The 14,811-nt window shown below is 41.0% G+C and carries 15 protein-coding genes and 1 pseudogene; 12 read left to right on the top strand and 4 right to left on the bottom strand.

The features are described from left to right. Positions 1 to 11 precede the first annotated feature (11 nt). The gene (locus ACQ86K_RS18650; protein WP_091162643.1) at positions 12 to 299 is read left to right on the top strand and encodes a hypothetical protein; all 288 of its coding nucleotides are present in this window, start codon (positions 12 to 14) and stop codon (positions 297 to 299) included. Between the two features lie 65 nt (positions 300 to 364). On the opposite strand, the gene ACQ86K_RS18645 is transcribed toward ACQ86K_RS18650, so the two are convergent. The 3 genes and pseudogenes from ACQ86K_RS18645 to hscA all read right to left on the bottom strand — a co-directional run bounded on the left by ACQ86K_RS18645 (position 365) and on the right by hscA (position 4,074). Next, positions 365 to 1,066 (bottom strand): hypothetical protein, encoded by a 702-nt coding sequence (locus ACQ86K_RS18645; RefSeq protein WP_091162644.1) that lies wholly within the window; start codon positions 1,064 to 1,066, stop codon positions 365 to 367. A gap of 122 nt (positions 1,067 to 1,188) precedes the next feature. Then, complete coding sequence (locus ACQ86K_RS18640) at positions 1,189 to 2,181, bottom strand: hypothetical protein (protein WP_090527015.1); 993 nt, start codon at positions 2,179 to 2,181, stop codon at positions 1,189 to 1,191. A 37-nt stretch (positions 2,182 to 2,218) separates the two neighbouring features. After that, positions 2,219 to 4,074 (bottom strand): annotated as a pseudogene (gene hscA / locus ACQ86K_RS18635) (Fe-S protein assembly chaperone HscA). 183 nt (positions 4,075 to 4,257) lie between these two features. Between hscA and ACQ86K_RS18630 the strand changes: the two are divergent. From ACQ86K_RS18630 to ACQ86K_RS18610, 5 genes are all read left to right on the top strand, one after another. Beyond that, positions 4,258 to 5,208 (top strand): aldo/keto reductase, encoded by a 951-nt coding sequence (locus ACQ86K_RS18630; RefSeq protein WP_091162646.1) that lies wholly within the window; start codon positions 4,258 to 4,260, stop codon positions 5,206 to 5,208. 275 nt (positions 5,209 to 5,483) lie between these two features. Further along, entirely contained in the window at positions 5,484 to 7,241 is a 1,758-nt protein-coding gene (locus tag ACQ86K_RS18625; RefSeq protein WP_091162647.1) for an ATP-binding protein, read from the top strand. Positions 7,242 to 7,331: 90 nt separating this feature from the next. After that, positions 7,332 to 8,201 (top strand): AraC family transcriptional regulator, encoded by an 870-nt coding sequence (locus tag ACQ86K_RS18620; protein ID WP_431198527.1) that lies wholly within the window; start codon positions 7,332 to 7,334, stop codon positions 8,199 to 8,201. A gap of 18 nt (positions 8,202 to 8,219) precedes the next feature. Further along, on the top strand, positions 8,220 to 8,627 hold the full coding sequence (locus ACQ86K_RS18615; protein ID WP_091162649.1) for a DUF983 domain-containing protein: 408 nt from the start codon (positions 8,220 to 8,222) through the stop codon (positions 8,625 to 8,627). Between the two features lie 165 nt (positions 8,628 to 8,792). Further along, positions 8,793 to 8,945 (top strand): hypothetical protein, encoded by a 153-nt coding sequence (locus tag ACQ86K_RS18610; RefSeq protein ID WP_167516102.1) that lies wholly within the window; start codon positions 8,793 to 8,795, stop codon positions 8,943 to 8,945. Between the two features lie 630 nt (positions 8,946 to 9,575). Here the strand turns inward: ACQ86K_RS18610 and ACQ86K_RS18605 are convergent. Beyond that, the gene (locus ACQ86K_RS18605; RefSeq protein ID WP_091162651.1) at positions 9,576 to 10,076 is read right to left on the bottom strand and encodes a hypothetical protein; all 501 of its coding nucleotides are present in this window, start codon (positions 10,074 to 10,076) and stop codon (positions 9,576 to 9,578) included. A 79-nt stretch (positions 10,077 to 10,155) separates the two neighbouring features. On the opposite strand from ACQ86K_RS18605, the gene ACQ86K_RS18600 reads away from it, so the two are divergent. From ACQ86K_RS18600 to ACQ86K_RS18575, 6 genes are all read left to right on the top strand, one after another. Beyond that, positions 10,156 to 10,800 (top strand): HAD family hydrolase, encoded by a 645-nt coding sequence (locus ACQ86K_RS18600; protein ID WP_091162652.1) that lies wholly within the window; start codon positions 10,156 to 10,158, stop codon positions 10,798 to 10,800. Between the two features lie 229 nt (positions 10,801 to 11,029). Beyond that, positions 11,030 to 11,302, top strand: coding sequence for a hypothetical protein (locus ACQ86K_RS18595; protein ID WP_431198526.1), 273 nt, complete (start codon positions 11,030 to 11,032; stop codon positions 11,300 to 11,302). Then, positions 11,221 to 12,003 carry an ABC transporter substrate-binding protein gene (locus tag ACQ86K_RS18590; protein ID WP_431198525.1) on the top strand — a complete coding sequence of 261 codons (783 nt, stop codon included), beginning with the start codon at positions 11,221 to 11,223 and terminating at the stop codon, positions 12,001 to 12,003. Before ACQ86K_RS18595 ends, ACQ86K_RS18590 begins: the two co-directional genes overlap by 82 nt. After that, positions 12,004 to 12,873 carry an ABC transporter permease gene (locus tag ACQ86K_RS18585; RefSeq protein WP_091162654.1) on the top strand — a complete coding sequence of 290 codons (870 nt, stop codon included), beginning with the start codon at positions 12,004 to 12,006 and terminating at the stop codon, positions 12,871 to 12,873. Further along, positions 12,870 to 13,619 carry an ABC transporter ATP-binding protein gene (locus ACQ86K_RS18580; RefSeq protein ID WP_091162655.1) on the top strand — a complete coding sequence of 250 codons (750 nt, stop codon included), beginning with the start codon at positions 12,870 to 12,872 and terminating at the stop codon, positions 13,617 to 13,619. Before ACQ86K_RS18585 ends, ACQ86K_RS18580 begins: the two co-directional genes overlap by 4 nt. Before the next feature lie 621 nt (positions 13,620 to 14,240). Beyond that, positions 14,241 to 14,762 (top strand): tetratricopeptide repeat protein, encoded by a 522-nt coding sequence (locus ACQ86K_RS18575; protein WP_091162657.1) that lies wholly within the window; start codon positions 14,241 to 14,243, stop codon positions 14,760 to 14,762. The last annotated feature ends 49 nt before the right edge of the window (positions 14,763 to 14,811 follow it).

The following is a 14,811-nucleotide window of genomic DNA, read 5'->3' as shown; positions in this document are numbered from 1 at the left end:
AACCACACATTATGGATAAGTTAAAGAAATTTGGACTGATGGAAAAAATTGTCCATGAACTGGAAGACCTGAAAAACAGCCAGCAGGCTATTATTGCTAAGTTAACTAAAATAGAAGTTGATAATATCGAACTTGGTGATAAACGCCTTGAAAAAGATCTGCCCGATATGCACCAGCGTGTATCAGAAAACCTGGATACTATTGCAGCCATCCTTGAGGATTTTGCTAATCAAACCGCAAGCTATAGCGACAGCAACAATATAGCCGCCCTGAAAGAGCAGGAAGCATTAGGAAAATAAGTTAAAAATAAAATCCCCGTTCTCGGGGATTTTATTTTTATAGTCGTGGTAATACTAAAGCACCATTATTTCTTGTTGATTTTTCCACTATTCCGGTTATATCTTTTTATGGCCTGGAGATAATTTTTCCATTGGATGCTTTCAATAGCGTCAAGATCGTCACCAACCATAACCCGTAGATTTTCTTCGTTATATTGGATAATAGGCCCGTTGTTGAGCTGTATAGCAACGATGGATTTTGGATTGAACATTTTCCCTTCGGGGTCACTTAAAAGCGAGTATGCATTAATGGGGCCGCTTATAAATTTAAACATCCAGCAGCTATCATTAGCGATGCCTGCATAATAATGGGGGGCCAAAGTATTGGCATTTTTTTCAGCTGATGGAGGTGTAAGGTTTCGGGCTATTTCAATAGTTTGTTCAGGATATATCACTTGTTCCCTGTTTGTATCCGCTTTAGATAGTGACTGATCAACAAACAGCAGGTAACTTTTGTGTACATAGGCATCTACGTAAATTCTGGACTTAACTTCTTTTTTAGATCCGTTGCGCATCGTTACCAGGAAAGTATACTCTGGGTTGTTGGTACTCTTGTTGTGATCACTCCAAAAGTCCCACATAGCGAGAGGCGTCTGTCGATCCATTTGTGAGTCCATGTTTTGCGTGTTAAATGTATTGTTAACAGCGGGCAATCCGTTTTGAGCAGAGGCACATTTTCCTAAAATAACAAAGGAAAAAAGAGAAACATACTTTAATAAAAGTTTCATATATAAAGCTTAGATGGGTTAAATATATGAAACCAGTTTAACCGAAATGTTAACTTTTACCAATACTAAATAACTTATAACTTACGAAGCTTTTAAAGCTTCGTAAGTCTTATAGTTCATCACTACTGGTACTGAATATAAATAGGGGCAGGCTTCAGACTTAACACTTCCTTAGGCGTAAGCATCCTGTGTGGTTCGTTTTTTAAGTCGTTTTTATAAAAAAGTTTAAAGCCGGTGAACTGTACAGGCTCTTCTGAAATAAAATATTTGTAAGTGCCTTTTTTAAGTTCCGGACCACCCCAGCCATCCATATCCATCACTACCTGTACTTCGGGACGTAATTTAATATCCTTGTAGTTGGTTACCATGCGTTTGGTAAAGCGGTGTACAACAAATATTTTAGGTGGGAGGTCATTCTTTTTTGCCAGTTTGGCCAGGTAGCCGGTTACGTAGTTAATATCATCGGCATCAAAGGTACCTATGCGTTTGCCGGGCACACTGCCTTCCTTCATAGAAAATTCCGGGTCGATGCCTAAATGAACGTTTGGCATCTTCATGTATTTCTCTAATAAAGGCAATTCGGTTTGTACTGTGCTGAAGCCAACCTGGATATCTAAAAACACAAGTGCATTGATGCTTTTTGCCCAGCTAATCACGGTATCAATCTGGCTAAAGGGCATCCGTAAGTTATGCAGACCATTACGGCCGGCATCAGCCTGGGCCGTTACGCAGATATAATGTAAGGCCGGTACCACGTTAGTAGCTGTATCAGCCTTTTCCCAGTTCTTTACCTCTTCCTTTAATTTATTGAGCATGGTTTTGCGTGGGTATTGGCCCAGCACGCCCATGTTTTTTGAATAGAGGTTACCATAAAACGCTACAATGCGGTTAAATGGTAAAATAGCTCCGGGAAGCGGATATTCTTTGGTTTTTACCGGCCAGCGACCACTTTTATCGCCATTGGCCAGTTTTTTCATCAGCGAATCGTACTTTAAAGTATCCAGCATGGATGACCTTGCCGACGTATCGCGGAAATGTTTGCGGGTTGTAGAACAGGCCGTATTAGCAACGGCAATAAAAATAAACAGGGCTAAAGCAGAAATTGTCCTTTTCAAATTTTAAGATTTTTGACTTAATGAGCAATATCTGTGCCTATTCTATACTTTTGCCCTTCATAGCTGTACTTATTGCCTGATCCATTAAGCGTTCGGCAAACGGACGAGTGAACTCGTTAACCTCATCAATCGTTTTTAAAATCAGGTCTTTATCGTCGCTGGTGAGGGCCTCTTTCAGTTTCTGAACAAGTTTGGTAGTATCGGCAATTTCTGTAACCGAAACATAATCAGCATTTTTTTGCAGGAAGCGTTCAACGGTATAAACCATTTGTTCGCCTTCAGTGCGCGCCTCAATAAGCATCCGCTGATTTACATCATCTTTGGCGTGGGTAATGCTGTCCATCAGCATTTGTTCCACCTGTTCGTCGGTAATGCCATAGGTTGGTTTTACTTCAACCTCCTGCTTTACGCCCGAACGTAGTTCGATGGCCTGTATGGTTAGGATACCGTCGGCATTTAATAAAAAGTTAATATCAACTTTAGGGAAACCTGCAGGCATGGAAGGGATGCCTTTTAAATCAAACTCGGCGAGTTTACGGTTTTCTTTGATCAGATCGCGCTCGCCCTGGTAAACGGCAATTTTCATGTTTACCTGTCCGTCTATTGATGTCGTATATTGCCTGCCTCCCTTGGTTGGCACCTTGGAATTACGGGGAATAATAACATCCATCAGGCCGCCCATGGTTTCAATACCTAAGGACAGGGGGTAACATCTAATAGTAAAATATCTTTACGGTTGCCTGCTAAAATATCGGCCTGTATGGCGGCGCCTAAAGCAACTACTTCATCAGGGTTCACATCATCATGCACCGGGCGACCAAAAAACTCAGCAACCATACGTTTAACCAATGCCGTACGGGTTGAGCCGCCAACCATAACCACTTCATCAATTTGATCGATAGTTAGTTTTGCATCCTTAAGCGCGTTTTGGCAACTGGTGATGGTTTGCTGTACTTTTGGTAATATCAGTTCTTCAAAAGTAGTGCGGTCAAGTGTACACCAGATCTCGCCGATTTTATCATTAACCAAGCTTTGGTGTGCGAAGGCTTTTTTGGCTTCTTCGGCCTTTAGGCGCAGTTGCTGGGCCAGTTCGGTATTGGCAAGCACTTCGGCTTTATTAAGCTGGTTTTTCTCAATCCAGTAATCAACAATAATACGGTCGAAATCGTCGCCGCCTAAAAATGTATCGCCATTGGTAGATAGTACTTCAAAAATGCCGTTTTGTATTTGCAATATGGACACATCAAAGGTGCCGCCGCCAAGGTCATAAACTGCTATAGTTTTAGTTTCTTCGGGGTTTAGGCCTATCCCATAAGCCAAACTTGCCGCGGTAGGTTCGTTAACTATCCGCAACACATCAAGCCCTGCAAGTTTACCAGCATCACGGGTGGCCTGGCGCTGCGAATCATTAAAATATGCCGGAACAGTGATCACAGCACGGTTAACCGGGGTTTTAAGGGCATGCTCGGCACGGGCCTTAAGCTCTTTCAATATCTGGGCCGATAGCTCGATAGGGGTGTAAAATTTATCGCCTACTTTGATCTTTACCAGGCTTTCGGTATCGTCGTCAATTACTTTATAGCTAAAAAAGTCTTTGTAGTTTTCAATATCGTGGTAACTGCGGCCAAGCAAGCGTTTAACCGAAAATATTGTATTTTGTGGATCGGTTATCAGGAACTCTTTTGCCTCATTACCAACCAGCACATCGCCTGCATCACCAAAATGAACTACAGAGGGCACCAATACACCTTTGCCTGCATCATTAATTACCTGCGGGTTTTTACCAGGGTTGATGAATGCTACCAGCGAGTTAGTGGTACCCAGATCGATGCCTACAATGATCTCTTCTTTTTGCAATGAGCCTGTTGCCAGGTTGATAGAAACTTTAGCCATTATATTAAGTTAACAAAGCGCAAATGTACTTAGTTTTGGTTGAGGATATGTCTTCTCAATCTCTAATTTGTTAAGTTTTGTGCGTTTTGTAACATCATCGCAGGTTGAGCCTTTATTTCATTATACTGTCAAACAAATACGCTTAACACCGCTTTATCCCTGTAATACCCTAAATAAATTATTATGAAAAATCGTGAATTAGGAGCATCCGGCATATCAACAGCGCCATTGGTTTTTGGCGGCAATGTGTTTGGGTGGACTGTTAAAGGTAAAGATACGGGCCTTTTACTGGATGCATTTGTGGATGCCGGGTTTAATACTATCGATACTGCTGATGTTTACTCGCGCTGGGTTGAGGGCAATAAAGGCGGCGAGTCGGAAACCGAAATTGGTAACTGGCTTAGGCAAAGCGGCAAACGCGATAAAGTAGTTATAGCCACTAAAGTAGGCGCCGAAATGGATTCGGGCAGCAAAGGGCTTAAAAAGGATTACATTATTAAATCGGCCGAGGCTTCATTAAAGCGCTTGCAAACCGATTACATTGATTTGTATCAAACCCATTACGACGATCCCTCAACCCCGGTTGAAGAAACCCTGCGTGCTTATGATCAACTGGTGCAGGATGGTAAGGTGAGGGCTATAGGTACTTCCAATATGTCTGTCGAACGTTTGCATGAGTCGCTCAAAACGAGTATTGAAGAAGGCCTGATAGCTTATCAAACGCTTCAGCCCGAATATAACCTGTTCGACAGGGAAAAATATGAAACCACTTACGAGCCCTTTATTAAAGAGCAAAACCTTGGGGTGATCAGTTATTTTTCGTTGGCCAGCGGTTTTTTAAGCGGCAAATACCGTTCGGAAGCCGACCTGAAGGGAAGCAGCCGCGCGGGGATGGTTAAGAAATATCTTAACCAAAGAGGCTACAGGATATTAAAAGCCCTGGACGACCTTGCCGGGCAGTATCAAACCAGTCAGTCGGCAATTGCACTGGCGTGGTTAATTGCGAGGCCCGGTATTACAGCACCCATTGTTAGTGCCACCAGTTTGGAGCAGCTTAATGATCTTGTTGTATCAGCCGCTTTGAAATTAAATAATGAAGCTATTGAAATGCTGAATATCGCCAGTGTTTATTAAATATTAATTTATATTTCACTATATATAACAGCGCGCTTTTTAAATGAAAGCTGCGCTGTTTGCTTTTAGTTACCTGATTAGCATTCCAATCACTTACTTTGGATTACTTAATAATTACATTGATTTTTTAAATTAATTATTAAACAATAATATCCTGTTTTTTACTTTTTTAAACACTAAAGTTTTAAATATTTCCTAAAAAATAGTTTATTTACTAAACCGAACTCCCTGTTTTTGAGTATAAAGAGTTCTCTCTAATTAATTTTTTATTTTAAATGGAAAAGCTGAAGCGGATTATTGGCTACGGGATGCCTGATTTGTCGCTGGAGAATAAGCTGTTTAATGCGCTCTCATTATTCATTTGTGCCAGCAGCGTTTTTTCGCTAATCTGCAATTTGTTTTTAGGCTTAAGTTATAAGCTTGAGCTTGTTGAGCTTTTTGTGATACTGATGTCGGGCTGGGCTTTTTACAGGAGCAGGTTCGTAAAGTATAAAGAGGATGCAACCCTCATTTACATTTGCTTAGGGCTGTTTGCAATTATTCCGGGCTGGTTTTACAATGGCGGTATCTCCGGATCAACAACGCTTTCGGGAGTCTTTTTTATTGTACTTATAACCCTGCTTGTAAAAAAACGATATCATTATATTTTTATCGGCGCGCTAATAGCTATATTTTTAGGATGCTACTTTATCGAAAAACATTTTCCTGGTTTAGTACAGCCTTATGATAGTACCGCGTCAAAAGAATCTGACCTCATCACTTCGGCTGTGGTAAACATATTGACTGTTGGGCTGCTGGTAGGTTTTATTAAAAAAAGCCACGAAACCGATAAGCGCGACCTGATTCGTAAGGGTGAAGAGCTGCAAGCTTCTCAAATTGAACTTTCGGCCTCACGTGACCAGGCTGAGGCGGCCACGTTTGCCAAATCGAACTTTCTGGCCAATATGAGCCACGAAATTCGCACGCCACTTAACGGTATCATCGGTACCGCCCAATTGCTATCACGTACTAATTTACAGCCCGAGCAGCAGGAACTGCTTCAAACTTTACAATCGAGCAGTAATTTATTGATTAACATCATCAGTGATATTCTTGATATTTCAAAAATCGAAGCAGATAAACTGGTCCTTCACCCGGTTTCAACGCATTTGCGTAACTGCATAAAAACAGTTATTGAAATTACTGAACCGGCCATTACATCCCTTCACAAACCCCTAAGCTTAACCTATGATGTTGATGCTAATGTGGCAAACTATGTAATAGCAGATGAGGGCAGGCTTCAGCAAATCCTGGTTAATTTGATCGGAAATGCCATTAAGTTTACCGACGAAGGTTCGGTAAGTTTACGCGTCACAGCATCTGAGATCAGGAACAACGTCCAGGACATAACCTTTAGCATCAAAGATGACGGGATTGGCATAAGTGAAGAGGCATTAGCACAGTTATTTAAACCATTTACACAGGTAAATACTACCGCCTTGCGCAAATATGGCGGTACGGGGCTGGGCTTATCCATTTGCAAAAAACTTGTGGAGATGATGCACGGCAGAATCTGGGTAGAAAGTAAGGAAGCCCAGGGCTCATTGTTTAGCTTTACCTTGCCTTTACATGTTACCTATGGCATTATTGAACCGGAGATGCAACCGGATGAAAAGGAAGCTTTTCAGTACCGGCCGTTACGCATTTTATTAGCCGAGGATAATAAAATGAACCAGTTAATAGCCAGTAAGATTTTTAAAAAGGTTGGTTATAATATTGATATTGCCGAAAATGGATTGGCCGCGGTAAATATGGTTGAGCAGTGTAACTACGATCTGATATTCATGGACATTCAAATGCCCGAAATGGATGGTTTACAGGCTACCCGCCATATATTAACAAAGCATGGTAAAGGCGCTCCGCCTATTATTGCCATGACAGCCAACGTGCTTAGCGAAAATGAGCGTGAATGCACCCAGGCCGGTATGAAAGATTTTGTAAGTAAACCTTTTACTTTTGAACGGCTGGAAGATATCATCCAAAAATGGACGTGATTTATTAAAAAATTGTCAATCGTTGATTAGTACCATACAAAATAAAAATAGTACCATTAAGGGCAAAGCTATTGTGTGTAGTTTTGTGTCATGTTACAAAGCATTCCCACAATTGATATTTGCACACTTGCCGATGATATTAAACAGGACGACATCCTGATCAGCAGGTTTGCGTCTTATCTGGATGCTCATAAAAACCTTTTCTTCCCGCACCGCCACTCGTTTTACCACCTGGTATTGTTTACTGATGGCGGAGGATCACATACCATTGACTTTGAAAGCTTTGAGGTAAGGCCGGGGCAGATTTACTTTATGATTCCCGGGCAGGTGCATTCATGGGCTTTTGAAGGTTTTACTGACGGTTATATTATCAATTTCTCAAGCTCGTTTATCCAGTCGTTTTTATTACGCTCAGGCTACTTTGACAATTTTAACTTTTTGAACGGCAATCCAAAGGATGAGGTGGTTGACTTACCTGCCAACCAGTTACCCGAAATCATTACCCTTTTTGAAAGGATTGTATCTGAAGTTGAAAAGCCTGCAGTTTTGGGTAGCGATATGGTAAGGGTGCTTATGCTTCAGCTTTTCATTCTAATAAATCGTTGCCAGGGCAAAGGCGATAGCTTTGGCAAACAGGGCTATAATCAAACGCTGATCCGTAACTTTCAGAAGCTGATTGAACAGCATTATATCGATGTAAAGCTCCCTAAAGATTATGCAGAACTGCTTTATATTACCCCCAATCATTTAAACGCGGTATGTAAAGATGTGCTTGGCCTGTCGGCAGGAGAGGTGATCCGTAACAGAACTTTGCTTGAAGCAAAAAGGCTATTGACCAATCCGCGACTTAATATAAGTGAGATAGCTTTTAACCTAAATTTTAGTGATAACTCCTATTTTACCAAGTTCTTTAAAAAAATTGAGGGCATTACCCCCGAAGAATTCAGAAAAAAACCTTAAACAATAAATCATAACGTTATGGAAACCCCTAAATATAAATTATCCGCCTGGTCTGCCTTTGTAAACGCCAAATGTCCGCGTTGCAGGCGCGGCGACCTGTTTGCTACCGGTATGTATGAATTTAAAGGACAGGAGATGCATAAAACATGTTCACACTGCGGCCTGGTGTATGAGCGTGAACCCGGTTATTTTTATGTAGCCATGTTTGCCAGTTATGCGCTTAACGTTGCTGAGATGGTTACACTAGCAGTTGCTATCAGCGTTTTAACAGGCAGCAGTAACCCCTGGTTGTATGTAACTATTATTTTAGGAGTAGCGGTAGTTTTAGCGCCATTTAATTTCAGGTATTCAAGGGTGATGCTTTTGCACTGGCTTACACCGGGCTTACATTATCATCCGGAGATGAGCGAGGATAAAACGAAATAATTTAATTGACTGAAATACATACAGATGCCCTTGATTAAAAAATTAAGGGCATTTTCATTTAAACCAAAATCCGCCGCTACAGTCATAATAATAACAAGCTTGATTTATATAAATTAAATAAGTATTTGAAATTAAGCTGTTTATAATTGCTTAAAATCTATTATCATGAAAGCGAAACTTAAATCACTGAAAGCCGATCTATATAATGTATTTGTAGTTGGGAATGCCGATGACAGACAATTGGCAAAAGCATACTTTTTGTTGGCTATCCCTTTATTCGCGATATTTTTTGGCCTGGGTTCATTTCCCAAATTCTGATCATAAAAAAACAGTCGGAGCGTTCTGCTGCGACTGTTTACAACTGTTCCTAACTAACTAACTATTAAACTAAATTATTTTTCTATTGGGTTAAGGCCCAGGTAATTTGCGGCAATAAATAAATTGTTATTGATTTTGTGCCAGGCCTGGTGGTTGCCGCTTGTATACCGGTTTAAAACATCACGGTAATAAGAATCCGAGAATGTGAGCCGGGTGTTTGTTTCTGAATTATACAATGAATCTTTGCCTAAGTAGATGCCGCTGCGTTGCGCAGGTTTATCGATTTTTTTTCGGGTGTTGAGGAAAACATATTGGCACAAGCTACCAAAATGAGAGATGTCCCAACCAAAACAAGAAAATGGTAAAATAATTTCATAAGCAAGGTATAAGTCTTTAAAAGATGCCTCCGGATGTTCAGAAACATATTATGCTCCAAAAATAACCAACGCTATATAAAAAGTAATCAGGGATTTCACCGTTTTGCGTACGTAGTTTTACGCAATTTTTAATAGATGACGGCGAATATTTAAATGTACAAATAAAAAATCCATTATGTTACAAATTCTTTAAAAAAATTATGCCAGGCTGTTGGTAAGAGTTGGCCTGGGCACTATTTTTGATATGAACATATTACAAACTTTCTTCCTCAATATACCGGTGTTTTAACAGCCGATATTTTGATATAGCCTTTTTAACTTTTAAAGCAGAAAGTTTATACTCCAGTAAAGTACCCAAAGCAAACATAAAAAGAAAACCAGGCGGGTAAATCAAAGCCTCAATCGTACCCTCGCCGATGGATGCGGAAATAATACCGGCTGCAATCCCAATTACCAGCAATACTAACACTGCAGTACTCATGTTACTCAGCCTTAACCTGTAAAATAAATCAGTTGTGTTACGGGGTAGGTTGATAATCAGCTTTGGGAGATAGCGATCTATAAACGTGCGTGGGCGGGTAAAATGTATGTTGCGATTGCCTTCATAACCTAAAAAGATTTTATCTGCTCCCATAGATACTTCTGATGATATAAAATCGAAATTAGTTTCACGCTTCGCTGCGAATTTGCGTAAAGCCTTTTCCAATTCAGCCTTTTCATCAGGGCTTAAAGAAACCGTTTTAATTGTGATCATGGTTTTATTCAGTTAAAGTAGCAAATAAATTAACATCATTATGCAAGGCGGCTAATAAACTTTTACTTTTGCCGGCGATATGAATGATTCGCTTAAAAATAAATACGACAGCATAATTTTTGACCTTGATGGTACCCTTTGGGATAGTACCGCTAATGTTGCCCTTGCATGGCAGGCGGCAATCAGTAAGGTAGAATATATTAACGAGGAAATGACGCAGGAACGCGTGCGTTCTATTACCGGCATGACCTACGATGCAATTTTTGATAAGTTATTCCCTGATCTTAATGCAGAGCAACGCAAAGAAGTGCAGGCTCTTTGTGCCGTAAGTGAATTGGAGATCCTGTTCACCAAAGGGGGCGAACTTTACCCTCAACTGGAAGATACCCTTAAATACCTTGCTGCAAATTACAAACTTTATATAGTGAGCAATTGTCAAAACGGTTATATCGAACTGTTTTTGGATCTGAACCAATTGCATGGCCATTTTCTTGGACACCAGTGTTTCGGCACAAAAGGGAACCCTAAGGCCGATAATATCAAAGATGTGGTTAATGATCACCAATTGAAAGCCCCGGTTTACGTAGGTGATACCATGGGCGATTATAATGCCGCCAAACAAGCCGGTGTACCTTTTATTTTTGCAAATTATGGTTTTGGCGTTGTGCCTGATGGCATGGTAGCAACCATCAGTAATTTTGCCGGGCTTAAAGAGCTGCTTTAAACTAATTGTGTTTTAATCATATTAGGGTTGAATAGTTGTTAAGCTCGTTGCCTGGAAAGGTAATGCAGTAAATTATTATACATAATTAAACGACTTTGTAATTGGCTTGCCGGTTTGGCTTTGTGTGTTCTGCTTTAAGCTTTCGTATAATGATAATCTTATTGTAAAACAATTTTCGGGTTTTGCCATTGTACTTTCAGCTTTACGGCTAAAAAGTTAATTTAGTAAAATGAAGTTTATCAAATATCTGCCGGTAGCTATAGTACTTGTTTTTTTCGTATCCTGTAAACCCAAAACCAAATCAATGCAGGTGCCTGTAGTTGGTTTTGTTGATGCTTTTGAAGATGCCACCATATCACAGGCCCGCAAAGGTTTTACTGATGCCTTGAACAAAAATGGTTTCAGCGAAGAAAAAAGACGGTGCAAATTGAATACAGCAATGCCCAGGGCGATATCCCAACGCTTACGCAAATCGTTAACCACTTTGTTACTGATAGTGTAAACCTGCTGGCAACTTGTACAACATTATCAACAGTAACAGCGCTTCAAAAAACAAAATATATCCCCGTTTTTGCCATGGTATCCCCAACTGCCGAACGCATGAAGGTAACTGATGCCAACGGGAAAGCGCCCGCCAACCTTTTCGGCGCAGTAGAAGAGTTAAACTATATTGATACTTCGTTCAGCATTATTCCCAAACTGCTTAAGCCTAAGGGCGCAAAACTGGTTATCGGGATGATCTATAATCAGTCGGAGCCGCAATCGGCCGATGCCTTAAACCGTATTAAATCATTGGCCGCAGGGCTAAACGTTGATATTGTAGCACTTCCGTTAAATACCTCGGCCGATGCGCAGCTGGTTACGCAGTCGCTGCTAAATAAAAACATCGACGCCTTTTTTGCTAATCCGGACAATACCGTTTTTGCATCTTTTGAAACCATCCTAAAAAACTGTAATCAAAAAAACATCCCGATTTTTACAAGCGAAGCAGGTTTGGTACAGCGTGGAGCCGTCGCTGCTTTTGGGGCTGATATTTATCAATGGGGGTACCAGGCCGGCGAGCAGGCAGCCCAATTTCTTAAAACTCATAAAACCGATGGCCTGCAACCCGAAATGGTAAAGATAAGGAAGAGGGTATATAACCCTGCTGCTGCAAAAAAATATAATATTACCATTCCGCCAAATTTTGAGCCTGTAAAATAAATGGATTTTTACCTTACCGCTTTACTACAGGGCCTATGCTTTTCGGCCATAGCGCTGGGGATTTATATATCCATGAAAATCTTCAATATTCCGGATATCACAACCGATGGCAGTTATACACTGGGCGGCGTGGTTACGGCAGTATTGCTGACCAATCATCAGCCCACCTATGTTATTTTACCTGCTGTGATTTTGGCAGGCGCAGCAGCGGGGGCGCTTACCGGTATTATTCATACCAAATTAAAGATCAATGCACTGCTGGCCGGCATCCTGGTCATGACGGCGCTTTACTCGGTTAACCTTACTATTTTAGGCCGCTCAAATTTACCGCTTATCAATTTGCCTTCGTTATTTACTATAGTAAGTGTTGTGAGCGACCTTAATCAAAATACATTCTGGATCCTTGCCATTTTTGTTATCGTGATCACTTTTCTGATCGGCCATCTGCTCAAAACCGATTTTGGCATAGCCATGCGGGCTACTGGTAACAGTGAATCCATGATCCGTTCATTAGGCGTAAATACTGACAGGATGAAAATTACCGGGCTGGCACTGGCCAATGCGCTCACGGCTTTGAGCGGTTACCTGGTAGCCCAGTTCCAGGGTTTTGCAGATATCAGCATGGGCATTGGGATTGTGATAGTAGGGTTAGGATCGGTGATCATTGCAGAAACATTAATTAACTGGTTTAAGCTTACCTCGGTATGGTTAAGTCTGGTATTGGTATTAGCAGGGGCAGTGATATTTCAGCTGGTTTTGGCGTTTACACTCTCAGTTGGTGTCGACCCTAAATTACTTAAAATAGTTACCGCCGGTTTTGTGCTGGTAATTGTAAGCCTGCCGCGTTTATCCTTATTAAGATCATCATGATAACGATAACCGACGTGCATAAAACATTTAATAAAGGTAAAGCCAACCAGGTAAACGCGGTTAATGGCATTACACTGGAGATCAAAGACGGTGAGTTTTTGGTGATAGTTGGTTCGAATGGCTCAGGCAAGACCACCTTGCTTAATTTAATTGCCGGCAGCGTATCGCCCGATAATGGCACTATAAGTATCGACGGAAACGATGTAACCAACATGCCTGATTACAAACGCAGCCGGTGGATTGCAAGGGTATTTCAAAACCCATTGAGTGGCACTGCGCCCGATTTGAGCATATTAGATAATTTCCGGCTGGCATCTATCCGCACAAAAAGAAAAGGTTTATCCGTTGGGGTAAATGATGCTTTTAAAAAACAGGTTCAGGAAAAAGTAGCCGGCCTTGGCATGGGTTTGCAGGATAAGATAGACCAGCCGATGGGTACTTTGTCGGGCGGGCAGCGGCAGGCGCTTACCCTGCTGATGAGTGTGATGGATAGTTGTAAAGTTTTATTGCTGGACGAACCTACCGCGGCCCTCGACCCACGCTCGGCCGACGTGGTAATGCGGACAGCTGATACACTGATCCGCGAATTTAATTTAACGGCGGTATTCATTACGCATAATTTGAAGGATGCTTTTAATTATGGCACAAGAATAATACAAATGGGCGAGGGGTTGATTATTAACGACTTATCGGGTACTGACAAAGCTTCTTTAAAACAAAATGACTTGTTCGACTGGTTTGCATAAAAATTGGCAAAGTAATTGTATAGTTACCTGCACTATGAAAAACAATAATTTTGAAACCATATCCGACGCTTACCAGTTAGTAAGCGGTGCGAAAATAAAAGGCAAAAAGCACGACGAGAATATTTGAACTTGGCGCATATGATGCGCTAAAGCGTGGTTACGTACTTTATCCGCTTGAACACGGCGTTAAGTTTGATGATTTCAGCGTAATGATATCTGAAAAGGAATTAAAAAATAACTTCCTTATTGAGGCAGTTAAACAAAACGCAATAGCAGCTTAATTTCAAGCTGCTATTTTTATTTGGCGCCGTTACGTCATGTAACGGCAATAAACCTCATACACAGTGCTGTTTACGTTGTGCAGCAATTTCATTTCTTGCTTTTCTCATCCAATAATTGTAGGTTTGCACATATAAAGTACAAACCGATGTTGTTTAATAAATCATTCTGCTCAATAGTAATGTGGCCCATGGTGCCGCAGCAGAAGGGTTTTGCATCGATAATTCTCTTCTCAACTCCGGTATAGCGGTTTCGAAGCACCCAAACCGATCCTACATTTACCACATTAGTTTAACATTAAGCATTACTTAAACGTAAGCTTAATTGAATTTGAAATTTTATATGGACAATTATTATTCAATAGAAGAAAAGTACCTCCGGGCTGTTGATGAACTATCGTTCGGAGAAACACCTAAGGGCTTAAACATATTAAACCAGATCATTACGGATGAGCCCTTTTTTGCAAGGGCGCATTACCAGTTGGGGATGATCTACTATTACAAGATCCAGGATTACCAAACCGCAGGTTATCATTTTAAAACCTGTATGGAGCTGGAGCCATCGTTTCCGGATAATTACACCCATTATCTTGACCTGGTAGTATTCCTGGGAATGGATAAGCTGGTTTCAACCATTTCGGCCCAGGCTTTAACCACACCGGGGGTGAACAAGGCCCGCACCTTTGAGCTGCTTGGCTTGTTTTATGAAAAACAAAAGGACTGGAATAAATCCTTAGGTTATTACCAGGAAGCCTTTATGGAAGTGACTGAAAAAGACGAGCGTAAAGATATTGAAGATAGTTTTAAACGCGTACGCTCAAAAATGAAGCAAAAACAGGCTTACCTCTATTTCATTACCGAATAAACTTGAATAGCTGTTCAAGTGGATACTTAACGAACAAGCCCCTAATAAA

Origin of the sequence: Mucilaginibacter sp. P19, from assembly GCF_050632265.1 — a bacterium.
Taxonomy (GTDB): domain Bacteria; phylum Bacteroidota; class Bacteroidia; order Sphingobacteriales; family Sphingobacteriaceae; genus Mucilaginibacter; species Mucilaginibacter gossypii.
Note: the sequence above shows the minus strand (reverse complement) of the source record. Positions and strands in the feature narration are given on the sequence as shown.

Coding starts and splice junctions, on each gene's coding strand:
- ACQ86K_RS18585 (WP_091162654.1), top strand. CDS start 12,004: ATGGATTTTTACCTTACCGCTTTACTACAGGGCCTATGCTTTTCGGCC.
- ACQ86K_RS18645 (WP_091162644.1), bottom strand. CDS start 1,066: ATGAAACTTTTATTAAAGTATGTTTCTCTTTTTTCCTTTGTTATTTTA.
- ACQ86K_RS18575 (WP_091162657.1), top strand. CDS start 14,241: ATGGACAATTATTATTCAATAGAAGAAAAGTACCTCCGGGCTGTTGAT.
- ACQ86K_RS18605 (WP_091162651.1), bottom strand. CDS start 10,076: ATGATCACAATTAAAACGGTTTCTTTAAGCCCTGATGAAAAGGCTGAA.
- ACQ86K_RS18650 (WP_091162643.1), top strand. CDS start 12: ATGGATAAGTTAAAGAAATTTGGACTGATGGAAAAAATTGTCCATGAA.
- ACQ86K_RS18595 (WP_431198526.1), top strand. CDS start 11,030: ATGAAGTTTATCAAATATCTGCCGGTAGCTATAGTACTTGTTTTTTTC.
- ACQ86K_RS18630 (WP_091162646.1), top strand. CDS start 4,258: ATGAAAAATCGTGAATTAGGAGCATCCGGCATATCAACAGCGCCATTG.
- ACQ86K_RS18600 (WP_091162652.1), top strand. CDS start 10,156: ATGAATGATTCGCTTAAAAATAAATACGACAGCATAATTTTTGACCTT.
- ACQ86K_RS18625 (WP_091162647.1), top strand. CDS start 5,484: ATGGAAAAGCTGAAGCGGATTATTGGCTACGGGATGCCTGATTTGTCG.
- ACQ86K_RS18615 (WP_091162649.1), top strand. CDS start 8,220: ATGGAAACCCCTAAATATAAATTATCCGCCTGGTCTGCCTTTGTAAAC.
- ACQ86K_RS18620 (WP_431198527.1), top strand. CDS start 7,332: ATGTTACAAAGCATTCCCACAATTGATATTTGCACACTTGCCGATGAT.
- ACQ86K_RS18610 (WP_167516102.1), top strand. CDS start 8,793: ATGAAAGCGAAACTTAAATCACTGAAAGCCGATCTATATAATGTATTT.
- ACQ86K_RS18580 (WP_091162655.1), top strand. CDS start 12,870: ATGATAACGATAACCGACGTGCATAAAACATTTAATAAAGGTAAAGCC.